General features: G+C 31.8%; 25 protein-coding genes. 5 read left to right on the plus strand and 20 right to left on the minus strand.

All coding sequences use genetic code 11. The annotated features are described in order from the left end of the window. On the minus strand, positions 1-188 hold a 188-nt coding region (locus GTR01_RS22335), incomplete at its 3' end, for a transposase (RefSeq protein WP_160138522.1). Between the two features lie 157 nt (positions 189-345). Here GTR01_RS22335 and GTR01_RS22340 point away from each other — a divergent pair. The 4 genes from GTR01_RS22340 (at position 346) to GTR01_RS22355 (ending at position 3915) form a co-directional block, all read left to right on the plus strand. After that, positions 346-609: a hypothetical protein gene (locus tag GTR01_RS22340; RefSeq protein WP_228452321.1), complete on the plus strand. Its 264-nt coding sequence runs from the start codon at positions 346-348 to the stop codon at positions 607-609. Positions 610-836: 227 nt separating this feature from the next. After that, positions 837-2225, plus strand: coding sequence for a dihydrolipoyl dehydrogenase (gene lpdA, locus GTR01_RS22345; RefSeq protein ID WP_047097043.1), 1389 nt, complete (start codon positions 837-839; stop codon positions 2223-2225). A gap of 52 nt (positions 2226-2277) precedes the next feature. Beyond that, complete coding sequence (locus GTR01_RS22350) at positions 2278-2868, plus strand: hypothetical protein (RefSeq protein ID WP_160139936.1); 591 nt, start codon at positions 2278-2280, stop codon at positions 2866-2868. Positions 2869-3114: 246 nt separating this feature from the next. Further along, a complete protein-coding gene (locus tag GTR01_RS22355; protein WP_160139937.1) occupies positions 3115-3915 on the plus strand; it encodes a patatin-like phospholipase family protein in 801 nt (266 codons plus the stop codon). 102 nt (positions 3916-4017) lie between these two features. Here the strand turns inward: GTR01_RS22355 and GTR01_RS22360 are convergent, their stop codons facing one another. From GTR01_RS22360 to GTR01_RS22435, 16 genes are all read right to left on the minus strand, one after another. Then, the gene (locus GTR01_RS22360; protein ID WP_160139938.1) at positions 4018-4452 is read right to left on the minus strand and encodes a hypothetical protein; all 435 of its coding nucleotides are present in this window, start codon (positions 4450-4452) and stop codon (positions 4018-4020) included. 285 nt (positions 4453-4737) lie between these two features. Continuing rightward, positions 4738-5439: an ABC transporter ATP-binding protein gene (locus GTR01_RS22365; protein WP_160139939.1), complete on the minus strand. Its 702-nt coding sequence runs from the start codon at positions 5437-5439 to the stop codon at positions 4738-4740. An 80-nt stretch (positions 5440-5519) separates the two neighbouring features. Next, positions 5520-6080 carry a hypothetical protein gene (locus GTR01_RS22370; RefSeq protein WP_160139940.1) on the minus strand — a complete coding sequence of 187 codons (561 nt, stop codon included), beginning with the start codon at positions 6078-6080 and terminating at the stop codon, positions 5520-5522. A 456-nt stretch (positions 6081-6536) separates the two neighbouring features. Beyond that, entirely contained in the window at positions 6537-7637 is a 1101-nt protein-coding gene (locus GTR01_RS22375) for an SH3 domain-containing protein (protein ID WP_160139941.1), read from the minus strand. Between the two features lie 19 nt (positions 7638-7656). After that, complete coding sequence (locus GTR01_RS22380; RefSeq protein ID WP_160139942.1) at positions 7657-8262, minus strand: hypothetical protein; 606 nt, start codon at positions 8260-8262, stop codon at positions 7657-7659. 28 nt (positions 8263-8290) lie between these two features. Beyond that, a complete protein-coding gene (locus GTR01_RS22385) occupies positions 8291-8974 on the minus strand; it encodes a hypothetical protein (RefSeq protein ID WP_228452322.1) in 684 nt (227 codons plus the stop codon). Then, positions 8955-9665 (minus strand): hypothetical protein, encoded by a 711-nt coding sequence (locus GTR01_RS22390; protein WP_160139943.1) that lies wholly within the window; start codon positions 9663-9665, stop codon positions 8955-8957. The genes GTR01_RS22385 and GTR01_RS22390 overlap by 20 nt, the downstream gene beginning before the upstream one ends. Before the next feature lie 2 nt (positions 9666-9667). After that, positions 9668-10777 carry an SH3 domain-containing protein gene (locus GTR01_RS22395; RefSeq protein ID WP_160139944.1) on the minus strand — a complete coding sequence of 370 codons (1110 nt, stop codon included), beginning with the start codon at positions 10775-10777 and terminating at the stop codon, positions 9668-9670. Positions 10778-10788: 11 nt separating this feature from the next. Then, positions 10789-11607 carry a hypothetical protein gene (locus GTR01_RS22400; RefSeq protein ID WP_160139945.1) on the minus strand — a complete coding sequence of 273 codons (819 nt, stop codon included), beginning with the start codon at positions 11605-11607 and terminating at the stop codon, positions 10789-10791. A gap of 1 nt (position 11608) precedes the next feature. Next, positions 11609-12607 (minus strand): hypothetical protein, encoded by a 999-nt coding sequence (locus tag GTR01_RS22405; protein WP_160139946.1) that lies wholly within the window; start codon positions 12605-12607, stop codon positions 11609-11611. A gap of 2 nt (positions 12608-12609) precedes the next feature. Beyond that, positions 12610-13665 carry an SH3 domain-containing protein gene (locus GTR01_RS22410; RefSeq protein ID WP_160139947.1) on the minus strand — a complete coding sequence of 352 codons (1056 nt, stop codon included), beginning with the start codon at positions 13663-13665 and terminating at the stop codon, positions 12610-12612. Positions 13666-13669: 4 nt separating this feature from the next. Next, entirely contained in the window at positions 13670-15772 is a 2103-nt protein-coding gene (locus GTR01_RS22415; RefSeq protein WP_160139948.1) for a L,D-transpeptidase, read from the minus strand. Between the two features lie 9 nt (positions 15773-15781). Beyond that, positions 15782-16411 carry a DUF4280 domain-containing protein gene (locus tag GTR01_RS22420; RefSeq protein WP_160139949.1) on the minus strand — a complete coding sequence of 210 codons (630 nt, stop codon included), beginning with the start codon at positions 16409-16411 and terminating at the stop codon, positions 15782-15784. Continuing rightward, positions 16404-17423: a hypothetical protein gene (locus tag GTR01_RS22425; protein ID WP_160139950.1), complete on the minus strand. Its 1020-nt coding sequence runs from the start codon at positions 17421-17423 to the stop codon at positions 16404-16406. Before GTR01_RS22425 ends, GTR01_RS22420 begins: the two co-directional genes overlap by 8 nt. A 132-nt stretch (positions 17424-17555) precedes the next feature. Continuing rightward, the gene (locus GTR01_RS22430; RefSeq protein ID WP_160139951.1) at positions 17556-18251 is read right to left on the minus strand and encodes a LytR/AlgR family response regulator transcription factor; all 696 of its coding nucleotides are present in this window, start codon (positions 18249-18251) and stop codon (positions 17556-17558) included. Next, on the minus strand, positions 18244-19305 hold the full coding sequence (locus GTR01_RS22435; protein ID WP_160139952.1) for a sensor histidine kinase: 1062 nt from the start codon (positions 19303-19305) through the stop codon (positions 18244-18246). The genes GTR01_RS22430 and GTR01_RS22435 overlap by 8 nt, the downstream gene beginning before the upstream one ends. Before the next feature lie 185 nt (positions 19306-19490). On the opposite strand from GTR01_RS22435, the gene GTR01_RS22440 reads away from it, so the two are divergent. Beyond that, entirely contained in the window at positions 19491-20609 is a 1119-nt protein-coding gene (locus GTR01_RS22440; RefSeq protein WP_160139953.1) for an acyltransferase family protein, read from the plus strand. Between the two features lie 8 nt (positions 20610-20617). Here the strand turns inward: GTR01_RS22440 and GTR01_RS22445 are convergent, their stop codons facing one another. The 3 genes from GTR01_RS22445 to GTR01_RS22455 all read right to left on the minus strand — a co-directional run bounded on the left by GTR01_RS22445 (position 20618) and on the right by GTR01_RS22455 (position 23111). Then, entirely contained in the window at positions 20618-20830 is a 213-nt protein-coding gene (locus GTR01_RS22445) for a hypothetical protein (protein WP_160139954.1), read from the minus strand. A gap of 54 nt (positions 20831-20884) precedes the next feature. Further along, positions 20885-21949 carry a serine hydrolase domain-containing protein gene (locus tag GTR01_RS22450; RefSeq protein ID WP_160139955.1) on the minus strand — a complete coding sequence of 355 codons (1065 nt, stop codon included), beginning with the start codon at positions 21947-21949 and terminating at the stop codon, positions 20885-20887. Between the two features lie 184 nt (positions 21950-22133). Continuing rightward, positions 22134-23111, minus strand: a complete 978-nt coding sequence (locus GTR01_RS22455) for an aldo/keto reductase (RefSeq protein ID WP_160139956.1) — start codon at positions 23109-23111, stop codon at positions 22134-22136. Between the last annotated feature and the right edge of the window lie 37 nt (positions 23112-23148).

Raw genomic sequence — 23148 nt, forward strand, 5'->3', positions numbered from 1 at the left:
TTCTCTTCCTGTAACGCTTTAAGTTCCTTAAGATGTTGTGCATCCATTCCTCCGTATTTCTGCTTCCACTGGTAGAAAGTAGCTGCTGAAATTCCATGCTCACGACAAATATCTTTTGTCGCTTTCCCAGATTCATATTCTTTCAGAATATTGATAATCTGATGTTCTGAAAATTTGCTCTTTTTCATAATGTTTAACAAACTAAATTTAATAATTTTAATTTGTCTGAAAAACAGGGAAGTTTACCGGGTTTATAAAATATATTGGTATGATATATGCAGATAGAAAAGTATAAACCTGAATGAATATAATTGATGATTGAATTCATTCCAAAATATAAACATCATGAAAAAATTGTTAATTTCAACTCTGTTATTATTTGGTTTATCGATGAATGTTTTTGGACAAAAACATCCGCCGGTTCCTCCACATCCGTCAAAAAATGAATTAATCAATATTAAGAAGCAGGAATTGGATAGAAAATACAATATGGAAAAGAAACTGATCCTGAATCATCCCCTTGCTACCAAACAAATGAAAAGAGATCAGATGAAAGCTTTAAATAAAAGATATCAGACTGAAAAACGATTGCTTAAAGAAGTGAAATAATAGAGATTTCTTGCACTTATTAAAATTTGATGAGCAAAATTCAATCAAAGGAATTTTGCGAAGTTTGTAGTTTAAAATAATTTTTGTTGAAAGAGAATGCTTTTTGCGTTCTCTTTTCTTATGTAAAATTAAATGAAAATGGCTTATTGATGGATTTTAAGATCAATAGTCGGAAACGTGAAACATCCAATATTTTTCCTTAAATTCGCATAAAAATTTTTAAAGTAATGAATTACGATATTATTGTCATTGGAAGTGGTCCTGGTGGATATGTTACTGCGATCAGAGCAGCACAATTGGGTTTCAAAACCGCAATTATCGAGAAAGAAAACTTAGGAGGAATTTGCCTTAACTGGGGATGTATTCCAACCAAAGCTTTATTGAAATCTGCTCAGGTTTTTCATTATATCAACCATGCTGAAGATTATGGATTAAATAAAGTAGAAGCAAGCTTCGAATTCCCGAATGTGATTCAGAGAAGCCGTGGTGTTGCCAGCAAAATGAGCAAAGGAATCGAGTTCTTGATGAAAAAGAACAAGATTGACGTAATTCTGGGTACTGCAAAAGTACAGAAAGGTAAAAAAGTGTCTGTAACAGATAAAGACGGTAAAGTAGTAGAGTACACTGCAAACCACATTATCATTGCTACAGGAGCTCGTTCAAGAGAATTACCAAACCTACCGCAAGATGGTAAAAAAGTAATCGGATACAGACAAGCATTATCTCTTCCTGAGCAGCCAAAATCTATGATCGTTGTAGGTTCTGGAGCGATTGGAGTAGAATTTGCTGACTTCTATAACACAATGGGAACGAAAGTAACTGTTGTTGAATTTATGCCAAACATCGTTCCTGTAGAAGACGAAGAAATCTCTAAACACTTAGAGAAATCTCTGAAAAAATCAGGAATCGAAATCATGACCAACGCTTCTGTAGAAAGCGTAGATACAACAGGAGAAGGTGTAAAAGCTAACGTTAAAACAGCTAACGGAAACATTACTCTTGAAGCTGATGTATTATTATCTGCTGTAGGTATTGCTGCTAACATCGAAAACATCGGTTTAGAAGAAGTAGGAATCCAGACAGATAAAGGTAGAGTATTAGTAAACGAATGGTATGAAACTTCAGTACCAGGTTACTATGCAATTGGTGATATCATCCCAACTCAGGCATTAGCTCACGTTGCTTCTGCAGAAGGAATCACTTGTGTTGAGAAAATCAAAGGAATGCACGTTGAGAAAATCGACTATGGCAATATCCCTGGATGTACGTACTGTCACCCTGAAGTAGCTTCTGTAGGTCTTACTGAAAAACAGGCTAAAGAAAAAGGATACGAAATCAAAGTGGGTAAATTCCCTCTTTCTGCAAGTGGTAAAGCTACTGCAAACGGAAATACAGACGGATTTATCAAAGTAATCTTTGATGCTAAATACGGAGAGTGGTTAGGATGCCACATGATTGGTGAAGGAGTAACTGATATGGTTGCTGAAGCAGTAGTGGCTAGAAAATTAGAAACTACAGGTCACGAGATCATCAAATCGATCCACCCGCATCCAACGGTTTCTGAAGCCATCATGGAAGCTGCTGCAGCTGCTTACGGTGAGGTGATTCACATTTAATTAATTATTTTAATATATAAAGCTCAGATTTTTCTGAGCTTTTTTAATAACCATGAAGAAAATAATTTTTTTATTAGCAATCTTTAGCTTTGTTTTTTCTTTTTCTCAAGAAAAAGGAAGTAAAGGATATTTTCCTGCAGAATATGTTTTGAAGAACTCAAAAGATACTGTAAAGTCTAAAGTAAGGAATATGGGTGTATATACTAATGACAAATATTCATTTGGTACCATTTTGTTTAAAATGAAAATGATGAATGAAAGAGGGAATACAACCTGGGTTCCAATTAATGAAGTAAAGTATATTAAAATTTTAGATGAAAATAAGCAGAAACATGAATATTTTGCTTCAACAGATAAGTTTATTAAAGAGAAAGGATTAGTTGAAGTATTATATGAAGGAAAGAATATAAATTGGTATAAAGGTTTTAATAACTCTATTTTAACTCCCAATGTTCAATTTCTCAATTATCTGGTAGATAAAGACAGGAAAATTCTTTATAAAGAAGGAACGTTAGAGGATTTTAAACAGAATTTAAAAAAGCTATTTAAAGATAATTCAGATTTGACGGAAGAACTCAAGCAAGCCAAGACAGAAAAAGACTTCATCAAGCTTTTGCAATTATATGATACTAAACTAGAATAAGACTAGCATAAAAACCACAGATTTTTTCTGTGGTTTTCCTTTTTAAATTAGTAAAATGATTAAATAAGCCTAGTAGTAACTTTCAAAGACCTGTTTGATTTATTGTCTGCCCATATTTTTATTAATAAAAGTATTCTGATGAAATTTTAGCTGGCATGCAGTGGCTTTTTGTTAAAATAATTTTAAAATCAGCATATTTATAAAAATTAATCCTGTTATCTCATCATGATTCCTTACATTTATTCTATGAATTTTGAGAAAGTAGGACTTGTTTTGTCAGGCGGCGGTACCAAAGGCATCGCCCATGCGGGGGTATTGAAATTCTTAAAGGAAAAAAATGTAGAAATAGATATACTTTCCTGTTGTAGTGCAGGGTCTATCGTGGGATGTCTTTACGCTATAGGAAAGACTCCTGAGGAAATTCTGGAATTTTTTGATTCTGTATATTTTTTCAACTGGAAACACTTTACCTTTAATCAGCCGGGATTGGTTTCCTCTATTATTTTCAGGAATTATCTTAAACCTATTTTTCATGATATGAAACTGGGGAATCTGGATATTGATGTGAAAATTGTAGCTACAGAATTGGTTACCGGAACCCAGAAGATTTTTGATAAAGATTTTGAAGTAGTAGATGCTATTATTGCTTCCTGTTCTATTCCCGGAATTACTACACCCTATATTATCGGGGATGAAATGTATTGCGATGGAGGAGTACTGAACAATTTTCCGGCAGATATCATCAGAGACGATTGTGATAAACTGATTGGGGTGTTTGTTTCACCACCCAATGATGCTAAAATCAAAGATCTGAACTCTATTAAAGCTATTGTTTCCCGTTCTTATGACCTTCTTTCCTATAGAATAGAAAAAGTAAAATTCGATTACTGTGACTGGTTTATTTCTTCTCAGAAACTGGCTGGTTACGGAACTTTTGAACGTGGAAGAGACCGTTTGGAGCAAATTTTTGATATCGGTTATACCGCAGCTAAAGAAAGCTATGACGGTAGCCGTTTTCTTACAGAGCTGAAACAATCGGGAACTTAGCATTCTATACAATCAGAAAGCTGAAAGAAAAAGGCCTTACATTTTAGAATAAATGAGTTTTCAGCCTCCTTCTCCCAGCTTTCAGATCAAATTAAACTGATATTAATTTTTAACTACCTGCGCATCCTGGCGTACGATTTCGTTACCATTTGTATCGTAAACCACCAAGGTATAAGGGGCTTTCTTGGCAGAATCGGTGAGATAATTTCTCCAGACCTGATAATTATGCCCTTGGTTATTGAAATTAAAATAATAATTACCGCCACTGCCATCAGGAACCACTTCTCCGTCGCTGATGATCATGCTTGGTTTAGCTGTAATCTTTGCGTTAGCGTTCCAGGATTGGTATAGATAGTTACCATTAGGTTGTTTATCAATTCTGATCTTAAATTTTTTAGTTTTAATGATCACCGTTTTAGGTACCTTTTGGAAAGTAGAAGAAACTATCTTTTTTTGAGGTAAATCCGGAGTTTCTTTGGCGTAAACAAAAGAGATTTGAGCTAGGGAAAAAACTCCCAATAAGAAGTACTTAATCATATTATAATGGTTATTGGTTAACTCTCAATCTCCATCAAATATGAAGCCATTGTTTATATTATTTCCTCTTCTGTTCCCTCAATAAGTGCATGATTAAGCTGATCAGCCATGCTAATCTGTTCCTCTTTTGAAAGCTCAGAGACGGCATAGTATTCGCCAACACTGCCTATGCAATCCGGCCACAGTTAACGGCAATCGGGCGGCGTATAATCAGGCAGCTGGCAAAACCATCAAATAGGAGTTTAATGATTCCTTTTCCGTGGGTAACAGAAATTTCCATTATAGTTATGAAACTGACGTATAGCTGGCGAAAGCCTCCTCCAGACTGTCGAATTTCCCTTTAAATTCATCAATAGGACAATCCTGAAGAATATTTCCTTTATGAATAAGAATAACCCTTGTACAAAGCGCTTCTACCTCTTGCATGATATGTGTGGAAAGTAGAACTGTTTTCTGTTGTCCGATTTCTTTGATCACATTTCTGATTTCAAGAATCTGGTTAGGGTCTAATCCATTGGTTGGTTCATCAAGAATTAATAAATCCGGTTGGTGGATAATGGCCTGAGCTAATCCCACACGTTGTTTATACCCTTTGGAAAGCTGTCCGATCTTTTTTGATTTCTCAGGAGTAATGCCTACGAGTTCAATCACTTCATCTATTTTAGCTTCAGAGATTTTATGGATATTGGCCACGAATTGAAGATATTCTTTCACATACATTTCCAGATAAAGTGGATTGTTTTCCGGCAGAAAGCCTATTTTTTTCTTGCTTTCGATCTCATGGTTGGAAATGTTGAGTCCATTAAAAAAAATTTCACCTTCATCAATTTTCAAGGCACCTACAATAGATTTCATCAAGGTAGACTTTCCGGCACCGTTGGGGCCTAAAAGACCGATGATTTCATTTTTATCAATAGAGATATTGATATTGTTTAAGGCAGTCTGCTCACCAAATTTTTTGGTCAAATTGTTTATCTGAAGCGGCATAATTTTTAATGTCTTTCTGCAAAAATAAAATAAAAAAACTCATTCGATGGAATGAGTTTCGCAATATTTATAAATAATAATTATTTTTTTGTTTTTTTCTTTGATCCGGAAGCGGAATTATTGCCAGAAGCTGTACTTGCTCCTCCTTTTTTATTCCCTTCTTGATTGATACCAGAGGCTTTGTCATACATGGTATATTTGCCGTTTGTTCTTCCAAATACCTTATCAACCTGTTTTTGAGTTAAAAACTGTGACTTACCCACATACTTTCTATTTTTATTGATGTACTGGATAAATTGTACAGTAGGCTGGCCATAGTTTTTCTCATAATGAAGTTCGATGATATCGTTGGGAAGTTCCAATACGATGTTTTCTTCAGGAGCAGAAATAAAACCATCCATAATGAGTTTATAAAGTCCTGAAACGTCTCCGTTCAGATTTTGAAATGAAAAAGCTCGGATTGTATTCAGGTTGCTGGTGTTCAGATCCTGATAATTGACTGTATACTTGTCTTCTTTTTTATATAAACCAACAGAGTTGTCTTTACCGATTTCCACCAAACTTTCATTTTTCAACACTTTAATCTGAGAGAAAACCGAAATACCGAACATACATGTAATAAGTAGAATTATTTTTCTCATAGAATGAATTTTAATGTTTTATAAATTGGTGCACATAAACTTACAAATAAAACGGCTAAAAAGCAATTTTATTCCTTATGGCAAAAGTAATACTTTTTTTTAACATCTATCAGAAATGGCTAGATAGGGAAAGGTTCTTGATGTTGATTTTAATTATTTAAAAATCAAATATTTAAAATGTTTTTGTGGAGGATATCTCCACTTATGTTGATCATATATTCAATGAGTTGAAACGGTGTAATACATTGAAAAACAGATGGAAAATGACGAATGTGAAAAAATGAAATTAAAAAAATGAAAATAAATGTTAAAATGATAATTTTGAAGACGAAAAGTGAAAATAATACATAGTAAATCCATTCATAAGCTGTTAATAAACAGTTATAATAGTTTATTTTTTAAGAACAGAGAAGTGAGTAAACTGAGCTTGTTTTCGATACATTTTAATAATTTCTATTATTCAGATTTTATTCTGCTTTTGTGAACGTATCCCTGCTTTCCATCTTTTGTTTCAATAAGCCACCAATCACCATTTTGATCCAAGACATTTACTTGTTCACCTGATTTTATTTTTTGTAAAACTTCGGAAGCTGTATTTTTATCTTTTCTTAGATTGGTATACCCGTCGGGATCCTGAATAGTATATGATTCTGAAGTTTCTTGCTGATTAAATGTGTTGTAGGCTTCAGTGGCGTTTTTGATTAGGGGATCATTATAAAAGTTGGTGCTTTTTAAACGTTTCATAAGATCTCTGTCTTTATCATAGCAATAAGATAGCATTCCAAATCCCTCATTTTGTTTCCAGTCATTATTTTCATTCTTTTTGAGCTGCAAATGAAGTAGATAAACTAAAGCTTCATCTGTTTTTGCCTGATTAAAGGGAGTTTTATTATTGACTATAAACCTGACAAGATCAGAAATTAAATTTGCATTATTATTAAATATTGTAAGAAGCAATTCCTTTCGTATTGTTTGGTCTTTGCTTTTATCATTATAAAATAAGATGCTCCAATTAAAATAATGGGGCTGATCCTTTATTGAAGTGATTTTTTTTACTGCTGCCTTATTAAGATTATCATCTTTCTCATAGTCAAATAGGATTACAATATCTGCAGCAAGATCTTTTTTCCAGTTTATAATATTTGCTATTGCATTTTTATCATCCTGGTATAGTACCTTGTTTAGATCTAAAACGTCTTCAAAATAGGGTAGTTTTTTATTTTGTTTTATTTCAGTTTTTACATGGTCTAAATCAGGAAGGTCATCCTGACCAATCTTAATGAATTTATAATTCTGATTGATTTGATAGTCAATATATTCATTATTAATAACAATTTCGCTATATCCTTTAGAATCAGTGTCTTTTGAATTAATGCCTAAATAGGCTCTATTTCTGGTATTAAAATCAATGGCTGAAGGGTAGGAATATTTTTTTGTTCCGAAATATTCTGTGAATAGATGTGGTTCTTTATCATTTCTATTATTTTGTGCTTTGAGAGAAACAAATAGAAATGTTAAAGCAAAATATATGATATGTGAAAATATCTTTTTTACCATTTATTGAGTTTAATGAAATTCAATAATAAAGATTATACTTATCCATCTCAACATCTAAAGATTCATCTAAGTAATATAGAGAATCAGATTTAATAGTACCATCAGAAGTAATACTACTTTTTTTATAGGAAACAATTCCTACCGAATTTCCTCTTATAGGATTTGAAGGAAAGTATTTTATCTGCCAAATTTTGTTTGTTTTTTTATCAAAGTATGATAAACAATTGTAGGTTCCAAATTCATTTCCTGAAATATTTCTGTAAAACTGAATTGAATCTACCTTTTTACTTCCTAAATAGGTAATAAGATTTACTTTTACATTTTCCTTATCTACCAACTTTACTTTTACAAATTTAAATGAAATAGTATTTTGTGAAGTATAGGATAATTCATTATCTCCAAACTTTGAATATTCTTTTAAATATTTGGCATTTTGTTTTTTCAAAAATAATTTATCATTACCTTTAACTAGTGTTTCAAAATAATTATTTTTTGCTAGAATAGGATCACCAAAGAAAGGATCTGAAATCTGATTTCTGCCAGGCAAAGGATTTTTACTTTGTTTACAACAAATACCAACAAATATTATTAAAAGAGAAGAAAATGCAAAAAGTGTATTTTTCATTATATTAAAATCATAATTTTTTTTGTCTTTATTTCTTTACAAACTTTCCTTCGTTATCTATTGCGTACAGAAATTTTTCTTTATTTGTAATGGGAGTTTCTTTTTCTCCGATGATATCTCCGTTTTCGTTAAACTCCAACCTGTTTATAGAATATTTTACTAATTCTATCATTTCATCTTTGTTTATTGAAAAAGTTCTATAATATTGGTTTTCAAATGTAAATCTGCAATCGAGCAACAATTGATCCGTTAATTTGTTCTGCTTATAGCTGTTCAATTGTACGTTCAAAATTTTAGAATCATTCTCTCCGTAAGTATTATAAATTATTAATTTACATGATATATCATTTGGGAAACTGAACGTTTCTATTACAGAATATTTGTCAGTTGGTTTGGGATTTATTTCGAAATCATTTTCTTTTATCGGAAATCTAATCTCTTCTGAATTAAAATTAATCCGTTTTTGGTCAGGTATAGTGACAATATAATTAGTAGAATCCAAATCAGTTTTATAATATTTTTTTATATCTTCTGAGGTATATGGTAGTTTATTTTTCACAGTCTTTAAATTTTCAGATTTACTGTTTTGTACTGGATTATCAGTCGTATTTATTTTTTGAGTATTTTCCTTACATGAAAAGAAGGTGAGAAATACACCAATAATTATATTTTTCATTCTTCTTTTATTATTTTCACTCAATTTCATTCCCATATAATAAAAGTTTATTTATAAAATCTGAATTCCAATTATCTATATATACATTTTGAAGTTCTGCTGCCCAACCTGATGTATCTTTTTTTTCTCTATCTAAATAGCAGGAAGCATAATATTTTCCTGTAATAAAATTAAACGATTTTTTATAATTACGCTTTCCGTCTTTAATGTAACTTAAATCATATCCGATAATTTGTATTTTTTTATTTTTAGAATTAAATCTAAACTTAATATTTTCAGTTAGGCTTTTTTTCTCACCCGAAATGTTGGGTTTTGTTGTTCGATCGGCATAGTCTATTCGAATTTCAATGACTTTATCTTTAATTATGGGATCACTTAAATAGTAATCTGCTTCGACATTATTATATAAGATACTATTGTTTAGGATAGGTATTTCAAGAGTCTTGTTCAAAGAAGATAAATAGATATAGAGAATAAAATTTAAAAGTTCATTGCTGTTTTTTTCTTGAATTTTTGCCGTATCTTTTATATTATCATCATCAAAATATAATGATTTTGGTTGTTCATATAATGTGTCTATGGTAGATTTTGCAAAATACTTGTCAGTGTTTCTTAAAAGATTATCAAAATTGAACTCTTTCTTATTTATTGTTGCTTGTGTATTGTCTTTACAGCTCAATAAAAATAAGGTAGTTAGAAAAATGATTATATTTTGCGATTTAAACATATTTATTTTATTCTGCTTTTATGGATATAGCCTTGTTTTCCATCTTTTGTTTCAATAAGCCACCAATCTCCATTTTGATCTAACACATTTACTTTTTCTCCTGATTTTATTTTTTGTAAGACTTCGGAAGCCGTATTTTTATCTTTTCTTAGATTGGTATACCCGTCAGGATCACTAATGAATCTGTCTTCATCAGATCCATTGAATATTTCCAAATTTTCACAAAAAGCTTTTAATCGTTCATTATCATAAAAATTGTTGTGTTCCAGCTTTTTAATAAAAGTCTTGTTTTTATTGATAAAGCTTTGAACATCACCTATATCACCTACATTTAATGATTTTTCACAAAGAAAAGCGATACTTTTCTCCCATTCTGCATAATCAAAAGGACTTTTATACATCATATTCAGAACTTCTCCTAATGAATCATAACCGTTCCCCTCCTTAGCTTCGGAAAGGAGTTCTTTTGTTTTGCCTTTATAGATGATTTGTTCAATATCGTTGATTATGCCTTCTCTAAGAACAAATTGCTGATCTTTATTTCTTCTTCCGAAAATTAATTCGTGAAAAGATGTTGCATTCGAAAAATCAAAACCTTTAAATGCGAAACCAACAAGATCTTTATCTTCATTATATCCATAATATAACACCAGATCTTTTACAAGATAGGGATCTCTCATTTTCAAGATTTTCAAAGCTGTATTATCCTTATAAAAGAGGTACTTGTTATAATTATATAAAATATCTGGTGTTATAGCATATTTCGTATCAGAATCGCTGTCTTGTATTAATATGTATTTTTTGTTTTTTATAGCTATTTCCGGAAAGTCGGATATTCTTAAAGCAAGGATATTATTAGTATATTGATCAATGTTTATTCCATAAACTTCTGATATTCTTTTTGAAAACAATTCAGAATCTGGAAATTTAAATTTGAAATTTTCCAATGATTTGGCTCCATAATTAATAATATCTGGTGATAGATTGTCATAATCGAATTTAGTATTGTCACCTTCTTCAATCAAATTATAGGGAGCTTTATTTTGCTTTGCCTTATCGGTACAGTGTATCAGTGAAATCAATACAATAAAAAATAAACAAATTTTTTTCATATCAGGATACTTTATTCTGTTCTGTTCATATCAGAATGATCAAGAGTTGCAAAATACTGAATAGAATATTTCTTTAATAAATGCTGATCAAAATATTTTTCGTTATCGAATTTTTCAGGAAGATTATCATGCAGACAATATAGGTATTGAATTAATGGTGTACATTTTTCAATATCCATTTTCTGTTCATATTTTTCAAGTAATTTTTCTGTTAAGGTAGCTGTCAATTGAAATTTGTATTGATCTTTGGAATAAATATGATCCCAGAAATTAAAGAGGACTTCAATAATATCTAAGAAGTATTGTTCTGATTCTTTATAATTTTGAATGATATAAGAAATAACATTGCTTTTGATAGGAGTATCTTTTGTGTTATTATACAAAAATAAATGCTGGATATAATCAGGTTCCAGATTATTATAATCTATTTCACGTAATGCCAACATATTGAGCATTCTATTCTTTTCATAATCAAAATAATAGAATATTTCCTCGATACTCATTTTATCATTTAATATGCTTGTAACAGCAGATAAATTATCATTAAAAATAATTTTATTGTAATTAATAAACTGAGCAGTATATTCATTTTTCAAACCTTCATCTATGACATAATCTTTAATATAATAGGGTTCAAACGGATAGGTGTTTATAAATCTATTTTTAATGTCAATGGTATAGCCTTTTTGATTAAAAAGAATAATTGTATCGCTGTCAAAACTGTCAATCTCAAAATAAATGTTCAGTTTTTCTGAAAACTCAGTCTCAGATATATTTCTAAACCCATTTTTTATCAGGATTGATTTCAAAGATTGTGATATTGTTTCCATATCATTTGGTTATGTTAATGTCAAATCTGTAGAACAGGTAAGGAGAATTACCCTTTTTCCTTATAGCATTATCTAAATTTTCTGACTCTTGAATATCAGGAGAAACTGCATAATATTTACCTTCTTTTTTGGTAAGTTCAAGGACTAATTTTTGTCCATTTCCAGATACATTTTTTGAAGGTGAGGTATCATTTTCATTTTTTTCATATAACTTTAATGTATTTCCAGAAATATTATAATCACAATCATAATTTATCGCATAACCTCCTGGTGATTCTGTTGGAAATTCACTTTCCATTCTGGTATCATTACTGAAAGTAATTTCTTTAGGAGTGATTTTTAGCTCGTACCAGCCAATCCTGTTTTTAATCTCCTGATAAGAAGAAAGCTTTTGATTATCAGAATTGATATAGATTCCTGTCCATTTTTCGAGTGATAATACTTCTTTGTTTTCGTCCTTTGTATCTGATTTTGAAACAATATTTTTTCTCCAGGTCTGTTCATTCAGATTTTGATTAAGTATATTTATTGAATCAATTAAAACCCACTTGTTTTGTTTATCGTCAAATGTATACGCTTCTTCTTTATATTTCGATTTTTCATAATAGGAAGGATCTGCTTTGGCGTAATTAAGGTATTGCTTATCTATTAAAAAAAGATATATTTTGAACTCTTTTTTGTATTCAGCAATTGATAAACTATTCACTCTGGTAGTTTGGGAGCTTATTTGTTCATCCGAAATAGGTTGTTTCTTCTTTTGCACAAGATAAATAATAACATTTCCAAAATTATTATTCCCTTTTGGATCATAAATGCAACCGTAATCAGCAGTTAGGAAATAATCTTCATCATAAGAGTAATCACTACACTTTAAAAGTTTATCAAAATTGAGTTCTTTCTGACTTGTTGTTTTTTGAGAATTATTTGTTTGTGCATTGTCCTTACAACTAAATAGAAATAAGACAATTAGAAAAAAGATTATATTTTGCGATTTAAACATATTTATTTTATTCTGCTTTTGTGAACGTATCCCTGCTTTCCATCTTTTGTTTCAATAAGCCACCAATCTCCATTTTGATCTAACACATTTACTTTTTCTCCTGATTTTATTTTTTGTAAAACTTCGGAAGCTGTATTTTTATCTTTTCTAAGATTGGTGTAGCCATCGGGATCTTGGATTATTCCAATTTGTTCTTCATTATTTATATCTATAATATATCTTTTTATAGTGGGCAAAACATTTAAATTGTAATAGATCAATTCAGCACTATTCAGATTTTTTGTGATCTCATCTCCAAAAAACATTTCATAAATATTTGTAAACTTAATAGTTTTGTTTTCCCAGTCAGAATATAGGGAAGGTGAAAAAATAATAGTTGCTTTTGGAAATTGTTTTAGTTTCCAACTTAATTTTTTATCACTAATTTCTTCTTCAAATTCTCTATTTAATAACAATTTCTTTTCATTACCTTCAATATACCCCATGTTTTCATCAAAGAATTTTTTTTGAACTAGATATTCATTACTTTCTAACAATATGTAATTTATAGTTTCTTTATCATTATATTTTGTACTCTGTTTAATGAAAAAGGTTGGATTTTCGAGAAATAATTCTATTAAATAATCATGTAATAATTCTATTCCATCAAATGATAACTCAACACTTTTTGAAGATTCTGTAAGCAAGAAAAAGGCATTACTATCTTTTAGCTGTTGAATCCTTATCATAAGTAATTGTGCAAATAATGTAGTTTTAAAATCATCCTCACTTTCACGATTTTTTAAGTATTTGAAAAAATCTTCGCGATAGCCTTTGTTTAGTAAATCCGCAATATAAATATCTTCTAAATAAACACCTTGGTATTTATATTTTCTTAAATTAATATCTTCTTTTTCAAAGATTGCTCCATCTAGATTAATACCGTCTATTAATTTCTTATTTTGATTTATTTTGTTTGAATTATTTATCATTTTTTGCTTATTATTTTCCTTGTTTTGACAATTATAAATGGTTAATAAAAATCCGAAAAAAAATATTACTAATAACTTATTTGACATTATATTATTTTTTTAGAGTTAGTTTACCTGGTTTTATATTTGGATTATTTTTATGATACTCTACCCACCAATCATAAAATTTTTTGGCATCTGCATCCCATATCCTAATACAACCGTGGGTTCTTAGTAAATTTGGATTAACTCTTGGGTTAAACTTTTTAGTTTCTTGTCTTCCACCATGTATTCTAATTAAAGAGCGTCCACTTTTATCTGCTTCATCACCTGATCCCTTAATTGGCTCAAATGATAAACGAGGATTAGGACCATATGATGTGCGGTTACCCCCAGAAGATGAACCCATTATGAATGGTTCCGTAGATATTTGGTATGTACCATATGGAGCATCTGAATCTTTTATGGTTCTATCTTCGCCGGCAATACCTTCTAATAAACAATCAGAAATAGTCAAGATAACTTCGTTATTATGATCATAAATATCTATTCTACCCCTTCTACAGTTAGTCCTAATAGGGGTTTTTTCAATATGTGTACACTTACTACCTGTATATTTTTCTGTTATTATAACATTCCATGTACCCTTATCTTTAGTGGGCTTAGTAGCTTGTGCTTCTTTGTTACATGCAAAATTTATTGATTTATTATTTTTTCCTTTTTCATACCAAATTTGTATATTTTCTGCAATTTCCCAAATATAAGTTTTTCCATTTTCTTCTTTTCCTTCCTTATGGAAAGAAGGGTTAGCTGAATAAGCAACATTTCTCCAATAATTTAAATCTTTTATAGGCTCACCGTTTTTATAAGAAATTGGTAAACTATTATCAAAAACAATATGGTTGGGTTGGTTACCTTTTCCACAATCAACAGGAAATAATATAGCTAAATAGAAGTCTGTTAATGTGTTTAGTTTACCTTTCTTTTTTGCTAAATATTTTTCAACGTAATCTAATTGATCCAGCTGATTCATTTTAAATAGTTCAGTTCTTGTAATTCCAATACTTTTAGCAGCATCTTTCCCAATTTGTATTAAACCCACATAGCCTTCTTTTTTTTCGTTTTTATGTTTTTTGAAAGTTCCACATTTTGGATCAAATGTACCGCCAGTTTCATGAGCCATTGCTGCCATAAAATTATTAGGATCAATCCCCTGTCTTTTGGAAATCTCCATAACCTTTTTTCTAAATTCACAACTCACTTTACCTCCCCAAATTAAATCTTTGTATTGCTCTTGGCAGATGCAATTTTTCTTTCCCTCCTTCCTCTGTGTAGACCCCACCTGTGCAGGACTTATCGCACTTTCAACAGTGTGAAAGAAGTTTCCAATGCCTTCAGCTATAATCTCCCTGCTTTTTGCTATAATTCCTGTGCCTTGGTTATTGGGAGCTTGAGTTGGCTGTGGTGCTGGTGGTTGTTGCGGCTTCTGTTGTGTTGGTGTTGTGTTGGTTTTTGGAGTTTGTTGCTGTCCATCTGTTGCAATGACAGGTGTTTTATTAGTTTCTACTTTTCCTTCATACGTTGCGGTTACAAAAAATTTCTTGGTGGCATTATTACCTCCAAAAAAAATCATAAAAGTAGCAGGAGAAGCATACTCTGAGAGATTAAACTGAACTTCCGCAATTCCATGTTTATTTACTCTTGCTTTTTTGGGTTTCTTGTATTTTTCAAATTCGGAGGCTCCTTCTTCCCATAAATAAAATGTGATTTCTTTGCCCAATAAATTGGAAGTTCTTGCCTGGGCGGTGAGATGCTCATTAAATTTAGCTTTGTTTACATCTTTATTGCTCTTGTTTAGAAGAATAACCCTTCCTATAACAGGTTCTTTGGCTGTTTTGGGAACAACCGTCAGTTCAGCAATCAGTTTATTTCGGTTTACCTGAAGAATATCCTTTTCCTCCGAATGAACCATAATTTTGAAAGGTATTCCTACAACGCCCTGTCCAAACTGGTACGTGTTTTTTTCGCCGTATTTTATATTGTTTTCTACTTTTTTCCATTGATTGTTTACCAATTTATAAAGTGTCCAGACATATTTTTCTTCTTTGTGGGGCGAGAAAACGGACGAGGTAAATTTCAAAATGATGGTACTAAGCTCATAGAGGGTTTTCTGTTCTGCTTTTGGTTTTGTATCGCCTTGTATTGTTCTCATCATGTTCTGTTTTTAGATTACTTCATAAGAATCAGTTCCAAGTATATCTTCTTGAAATTTTTCAAAGTTTACAATGGGATTATAAACATGTTGTTCATTAGGGTCAGTGTTTTTTACATTACTTTTTCCTATTTCATTCCTTTGTCCGTGTTTTAGGATGGTGATTTTTCCACCTGTTGTACACATAAGCTCAGAGATTTCTGTGAGACAGCTTTTACCCATTACTTTTACTTTTTCATAGGTTTTTGTCCATTTTCCCGCAGGAGCATAAGTACAGGGCAAATAACCGCCGGAAGTTGGTTTGAGTTTACAGTTTCCGAAAGGCATTGCAGAAGGATCAAAAGTCAAATCATCTTCTGTTACGGCAAGATAATCCGCTTGTCCTTCCTTATCGTTCCAATAATGTTTTTGGTGACTGGTAACTTTAAATTTAGGAAACTTAAAACCCTGATTGCATTGGCACATCCCTTTTTGAACAACGAAATATTTTCCGTCGTGTTCACCAGAACTATTGCTACTTGCATAATCCTGTTTTTCTTCAGAGCCTTCTTTTGTAGAGGTATTGTTTTCATGGGTTTTGCTATCAAAAACGTTCATGAAATCTGCTTTATCCTCTTGTTCAGAATAATTATTTTCATTCATCTTTCGATATTTTTAATTTGTGTTGTAGATATAAATCATCATCATTCCATACTAAAATTTCAGCTTCGGCATCGGTGAATTTTTTATTTTTGGAATTATAAACATACCTGAAATTTACTTGCCCAATTATTCTGTTTTTATCTTCATCATCTTCATCCCGAACATTTTGCAATAATTCCGAAAGTGTACAGTTTTCAATTATTTTCCCTGAGAAATTTATGTTAATGAGGTCTTCATTGATCTGGTGGTGTGGTAAAAACTCACATTGTATGGGAAAAGAATTCAATATCACGAATAATTCTTTCACAAATTTTTCCTTTTTCCAGAATAATTCAAAATCAGGAAACATCAGTTGATAAAGTAATGTAGAGCGAAACTGTTGATAAAAATGGCCGTCTTTACCGAGTTCTTTTTGAAAATTATCCAGATATTTTTTTGAAATATCATCCGTGTAAAATTCCTCAATTTCGATTCGTTTGCTTTCAAATTTTTTCTTTAAATCTTCTGTTGGCACTACAGACATTTCGCCTTTATTAGAAATAGGAATTTGAATGGGATAAATAGCTTCCATGCATGCCATGCCCAAATTACTGGTTTTTTTGTCCGGTTTTCTTTGGTTTATAGTGTGTCCGGATTGTTTGATTTCTGCAATTAAGGATTCTTTTATTTCTTTAAGATTCAACGCAAGAAAATATTCATGTTCCATCTTTTCTTCCCCTATTTGCTCGAAAGTCTCTTGGATTACATATTTTTCTTCATACATTCCCGGTTGTAAAGACTGTGGTGGGAGTTTTTCTGAAATTTCATTCCAAAGTTGTTCCGGACTTTTATAATTTTTAGGAATTACAATTTTTTGAATACCCAAGAAGGTATAGAACCACGGTAAGTTGACTTTTCTACAATTTTCATTGTGAAAGTCTCTGAGTTGTACATCGGTCATTCCTATCTTTTCTGCAATAGTAGAAAGGCTTTCACCTGATAATACATCATGTATTAAAAATTCTTCATTCATTTGTGTAAGGTGTATAGGGTAGATTTTTATATTATCTATTTTCAAATATAGTGAAAATACATATAAGTCAGTTATTTAACTGATAAAATTGCAATAATTCATCACTTAACTGTGATAAATTTGATGGGTAGGTTATAGCAAACGATTTTTTATAATAATAGAAGTAAAAGAATCAAATTCCTGTTTATAGCTTCTTCCAACAGGAATCTGATAACTGCCCAGATGAATCTCATGATTATTGAATGCTGTAACAAAAGCCGTATTGATGATAAACGATCTGTGGATTCTTATAAATCCTTTTGAAGATAAAAGAAATTCCAGGTCTGTTATTTTACTTTTTGAAATAAAGTTTTCGTGAGTAGATAAAGTTATTTTAATATCATTTCCCTGGCTTTCCATGTAAACGATATCTGAAAGAGGCAATTTTCTATGCATTCCCTCAATTTTAAGAATGATAAAATCATCTTTTGAATCTGTAATATTCCTCAATACGCGTTCTACGGCTTTAAAAAAACGTTCAAAGGTGATGGGTTTCAGGAGATAATCTACAGCTTCAAGCTCAAATCCTTCTACTGCAAACTCTCTGTAAGCGGTTGTAAAAATGGTCTTAGGTTTTTGAGAAAGTGATTTCAAAAAATCGATTCCGTTGAAGTGAGGCATCTGAATATCAAGAAACATCAGATCTACAGTTTGGTTTTGAAGGAGTTTATAGGCTTCAAGAGCATTTTCTGCTTTCCCGATCAATTTTAAATAATCGATTTTAGAAATATGATTTTCCAGTAATGTGGCAGCCAAAGGTTCGTCATCTACAATGATACAGTTAATCATATTGTGAGGGAGTAATTATTTCAACATTAAAAATATTGTTTTCTCTGGAAATATAAAAGGTGAAATTTCCCGGATAATGGTGCTCCAATTGTTGCTGAATATTCTGAAGCCCAATACCTGTTTCATGATGAACGGAAGGAGTGATAAAAGTGTTTTTAATTTTGAAAACTGAGATTTTTTCATTCGCTTCCAGCTCTATCTTTATTTCTGTCGCTTCAAAATTTTTTCCGGCACCGTGTTTAAAGGCATTTTCTACTAAGGTAAGATAGAGGAGTGGTGGAATACAATTGGAAGATCTTATAGCTATTTTCTTGGTTATTTTTAATCTTTCATCAGAATAACGAAGACTTTCCAATGCTATATAATCATCAATAATACTAAGTTCATCTGCCACAGGAACCCATTTTTTTTGTCCTTTGTAAAGGATGTAATCCAGAATGTCTGACAGCTGACTGATGGACTGGGAGGTTTTATCTGACCGACTGATGGAAAGAGAATAGATATTGTTCAGAGTATTAAACAAGAAATGAGGATTAAGTTGTGATTTAAGGGATTTTAGTTCCAGTTCAGTTTTTTCTTTTTGAAGCTTTATGCTGTTTTCTTTTTCATCTTTATACCGCATGAAAAACATTATTGAGATAAAGATAAAAGCTCCACTGATAATGGGAAATGTATAATGAAACAAAAGATATCGGATATCTGTGAAAATGCTGATCAGGCTATCTTTAGGCTCATGGGTGAAAAAAGGTTCTGCAATATCCACAATAAAGATCCTGTTGGCTACCGAAATACAATACAAGCTTAGAATAAGATAGATTGAAAATTCAATATATTTTTTTCGGTCAAAAAAATATCGGATCAGGAAATAGTAGATAAAATTAGCACCCAAAATCTGAAAAATCCAGTGACAGAAATTGTAAATTACCGATTGATTAAACACTTCTCCATCATATTCCCCATAAGTTTTGGCAGTTCCAAACAAAAATAAAGCGATCCAGAAAAGAAGCTGGAAGTATAGATTTTGTAGGTTATAAGCGAAGGGTTTGATTGTCATCACCATCAAAAATATAAAAACTTAGGATAACGCTGGTAAAATTGATTTAAAATCCGATGCAATGAGGATAGATAACATCATTCAAAGGGCAGACTGCATATTTCGTCATTGGAATCTGAATTCCTGCTTTCTGCATTTCTTGTTTAAAGGAAGTCTTGTTTTTCTCAAAATTTGTATAAAAAAATATGACAACAGAGCGTTCAGAAAGGCTTTATGGATTAGATCATTTGAGATCATTAGCTATTGTATTGGTTTTATTGTTTCACTACCGGGCATTTAAACATCCGGAATGGATCGAAATAATGGGGAAGTTTGGCTGGACAGGAGTGGATCTTTTCTTTGTACTGAGTGGTTTCCTGATTTCAGGTCAATTGTTTAAGGAGATGAAATATACAGGAACTATAAGTCTGAAGACATTTTACATCAAACGTTTTTTTCGGATTATCCCAACCTATTTCTTTACGCTTTTCCTGTATTTTACAGTACCTTTTTTCAGGGAACGGGAAGCTTTACCACCCTTCTGGAAATTCATTACTTTCACACAAAATTATGGATTAAATGTGATTGATCAGGGAACATTTTCTCACGCATGGTCATTGTGCATTGAAGAACAATTTTACCTTTTCCTCCCTTTATTTCTTTTACTGATAATGCCTTCAAAACTGTTTAAATATTTAGCAGCTTTGATGGTGTTATTCATTATGTTTTCCATCATCATGCGGTTGGTATTATGGAATACATCTATTGTGGGAATGGAAACTAACTCTCTGGAATTCTGGCGTACTTGGTATATGACAATATATTACCCCACCCATACTAGATTGGATTGCCTTGGAGTAGGGGTTCTCATTAGTCATTGTATGCAGTATTCTTCCCTTTTTAAAAAAGGGGTTCATCAGAATGGTAACGGTCTTTTTCTGGTAGGAGTAATATTATTGGGTATTACATTTTGGATATGTAATGAACAGGCTTCAGAAATGGCTTCAGTTTGGGGATTTACTTTGGTGGCAGTAAGTTATGGTTGTATTCTGATGTCTGCTGTTTCAGCGTCCTCGTTTCTTGCTAAGTGGAAATCCTATATTACGACTGAACTGGCAGCTTTATCTTATGCAATCTATCTTTCTCATAAGGGAATTATTCATATAATTCAGACTCTCTTCGAACGATTTGATCTTGAATCTTCAGATGCAATATGTATGATTATCTGTTTAGTGAGCTGCCTTATAAGTGCTTTGCTGTACAGATTTTTCATTGAAAAACCTTTTGCTGCTATGAAAGACCGGATTTTAAAAAGAAGTAAATAGGAGAGCTTTTATTTGGTAGGTTGATTGAGTTCTTCTTCGGTTGGAGCCAGTTTGTCTCTTCCTCTTTCAAATCCCCGGATAAACCAATAGAAAATCAAAGAAAAGACAACAATAACGGCCACTACAGACCAGAATATTTTCTGAAGGGTAGGGATTTTTAATTTGGATATCAGGAGAATAACCAGAATGATGACTATAAAAACTATGAAGAATATTCCCATCGGTTTTACTGTGTTTTGAAAAGATACAAAAAAGTGCGTGAAAATTTCAAAGCGTTATTGGTAGGTCATACTTTTCAATATTACATTTTTGATGGCTGCTTCCTGGAAGCTCCAATGCTCACTATTTCTGGGCATCTGGTTTTCAAGAATGATTAAACTTGTATCTGTGGATGGGAAATACACATTAAGACAGGTAAAACCATCCCCAAGCCCTGTAACAGCATAATAATCAAGTCCGGCTTCTTTGATGAATCTGATGTTATATCCAAATCCCATACTTTCTTTCCCAAAAACATTGTGTTGAGAAGATGTAGATGGGGTGAGGATAAGCTTTTGAAATTGAGGCGAAAGAAGTTTTCCTTTAAAGAGCGCCTGATCCCATTTTGAAAGATCTTCTACTGTAGAAATCACTCCGGCAGCAGGAGCTATTTCATCATTTAAAAATGAATGCTCTACTTTTTCAAACTGATTATTCTCACTTCTATAGCCTGGAACGAGCGCTTGATTATTTTGATGATTGTAAACGAATGTTTTCTTCATTTTTAGCCTTTTAAAAAGGGAATTGGCGAGTTCTGTAAAGTTTTTACCCGTTGTATTTTGAAGAATTTCCCCCAAAAGCATATAAGAAAGATTTCCGTATTTAAACTGTGATCCTACTTTAAAAGCTGTCGGCTTTTCAATATCTACAATACCATGAGTATGATTTAAAAGATTGTGTATCGTTACAGTGTCTGCCCAGGACTGAGTAAGTGAAGGAAGGTATTTTTTTATAGAAGTCTGAAGATCAAGTTTTCCCTGTTCTGCAGCTTGTAGGATGAGAACTGCAGTGATTTGTTTTGAATTGGACATGATTTCAAATTGGTCATCGGTTTTTAAAGCGATCTTTTTTTCAACATCTTTATATCCATTGGCCTTTAGAAATTTTGCTTTTCCATGTTGAGAAACTAAAACCACTCCATTAAACTTCAGTGGAGAAGAAGTTGTCATAATACTGTCGATTTTTTTAGCATAAGACGGTACTTTTTGTGCTTTTAATTCTGAATTGGTATTGTTTTGTGAAAACAGAGAAAGGCTTAAAAATAGAATAAATAGTGTAAGAATGATTTTCTCTGATTTCATTTTGTGATGGTTGTTTGAATTGGTTTTTGGTTTTCAAATATATGTATTTCTGTTATCTCTTTTTCAATTTGAGGACAATATTTTTATTCATTGAAAATTGTTTTTAAAAATGCCATTTGAGGTGAATCAAATGGCATTGTAATCTATTCTCATTTTAGGATTAACTTTTTTGAGGAGAAAGAAGCTATTGTAATGTACTCAGTTTAGCCAGATCTTCATCCCTACGGTTACCGTGAATCTGAATCTTAGAAAGTTCATTTTCAATATTGCTAAATTCCTCATTGGTAAGAACAATATCTGCTGCCCCGAGATTCTCTTTAAGCCGATCTCTATTTTTAGATCCTGGAATAGGAACAATGAAATCGTATTTATGAAGCATCCAAGCTAATGAAATTTGAGCAGGAGTAGCATTCTTGTTGAAAGCAAATTCCTGTAATATATTCAATAAAGGCTGGTTGGCAATGATATTTTCTTTTTGGTAACGAGTAATGACACGTCTTGCATCAAATCCTGTAAATGAAGTATCTGCATTTATTTTTCCGGATAGAAAGCCTCCTGCTAAGGGAGAAAACGGGACAAATCCAATGTTTAATTCCTGACATAAAGGAATAACCTCTTTTTCAAACATTCTTTCCATAATAGAATATTCACTTTGTACGGCAGCAAGTGGAGTGACGGCATGGGCTCGTTTTATCTCATCAGGAGTAGCCTGCGATTGTCCCCACCCGAGAATTTTTCCTTCCTGAATAAAATCACCCATAATCCCGGCAACATCTTCCACCGGAATATCTTGGTTTACCCTGTGCTGATAGTATAGATCAAGATGATCTGTCTTTAAATTTCTTAATGAATTTTCCAGTCGGGTTTGAATTTCTCTCTTTAGGTCTTTTGCTCCTGCTGTCCAGGCTTCTCTGATCAGGAATTTACTTGCTATTACCGTATCATGGCGGACTGCTTTCAGTGCTTCACCAATCAGTTTTTCATTGTCTCCTGCAGCATATATTTCTGCGGTATCAAAGAATGTACATCCCAGATCGAAAGCTTGTTGAATCAATTGAATAGATTCGTCTTTTGTAGGAGGAGCACCATATCCCATGCTTAATCCCATACAGCCATAGCCAATGGCAGAGACTTGTATATTTCCTAATTTTCTTGATTTCATTTTCTTTTATTTTGAATCGACAAGACAAAATTCTTCA

It is taken from the genome of Chryseobacterium sp. c4a (genome assembly GCF_009900745.1).
Taxonomy (GTDB): Bacteria; Bacteroidota; Bacteroidia; order Flavobacteriales; family Weeksellaceae; genus Chryseobacterium.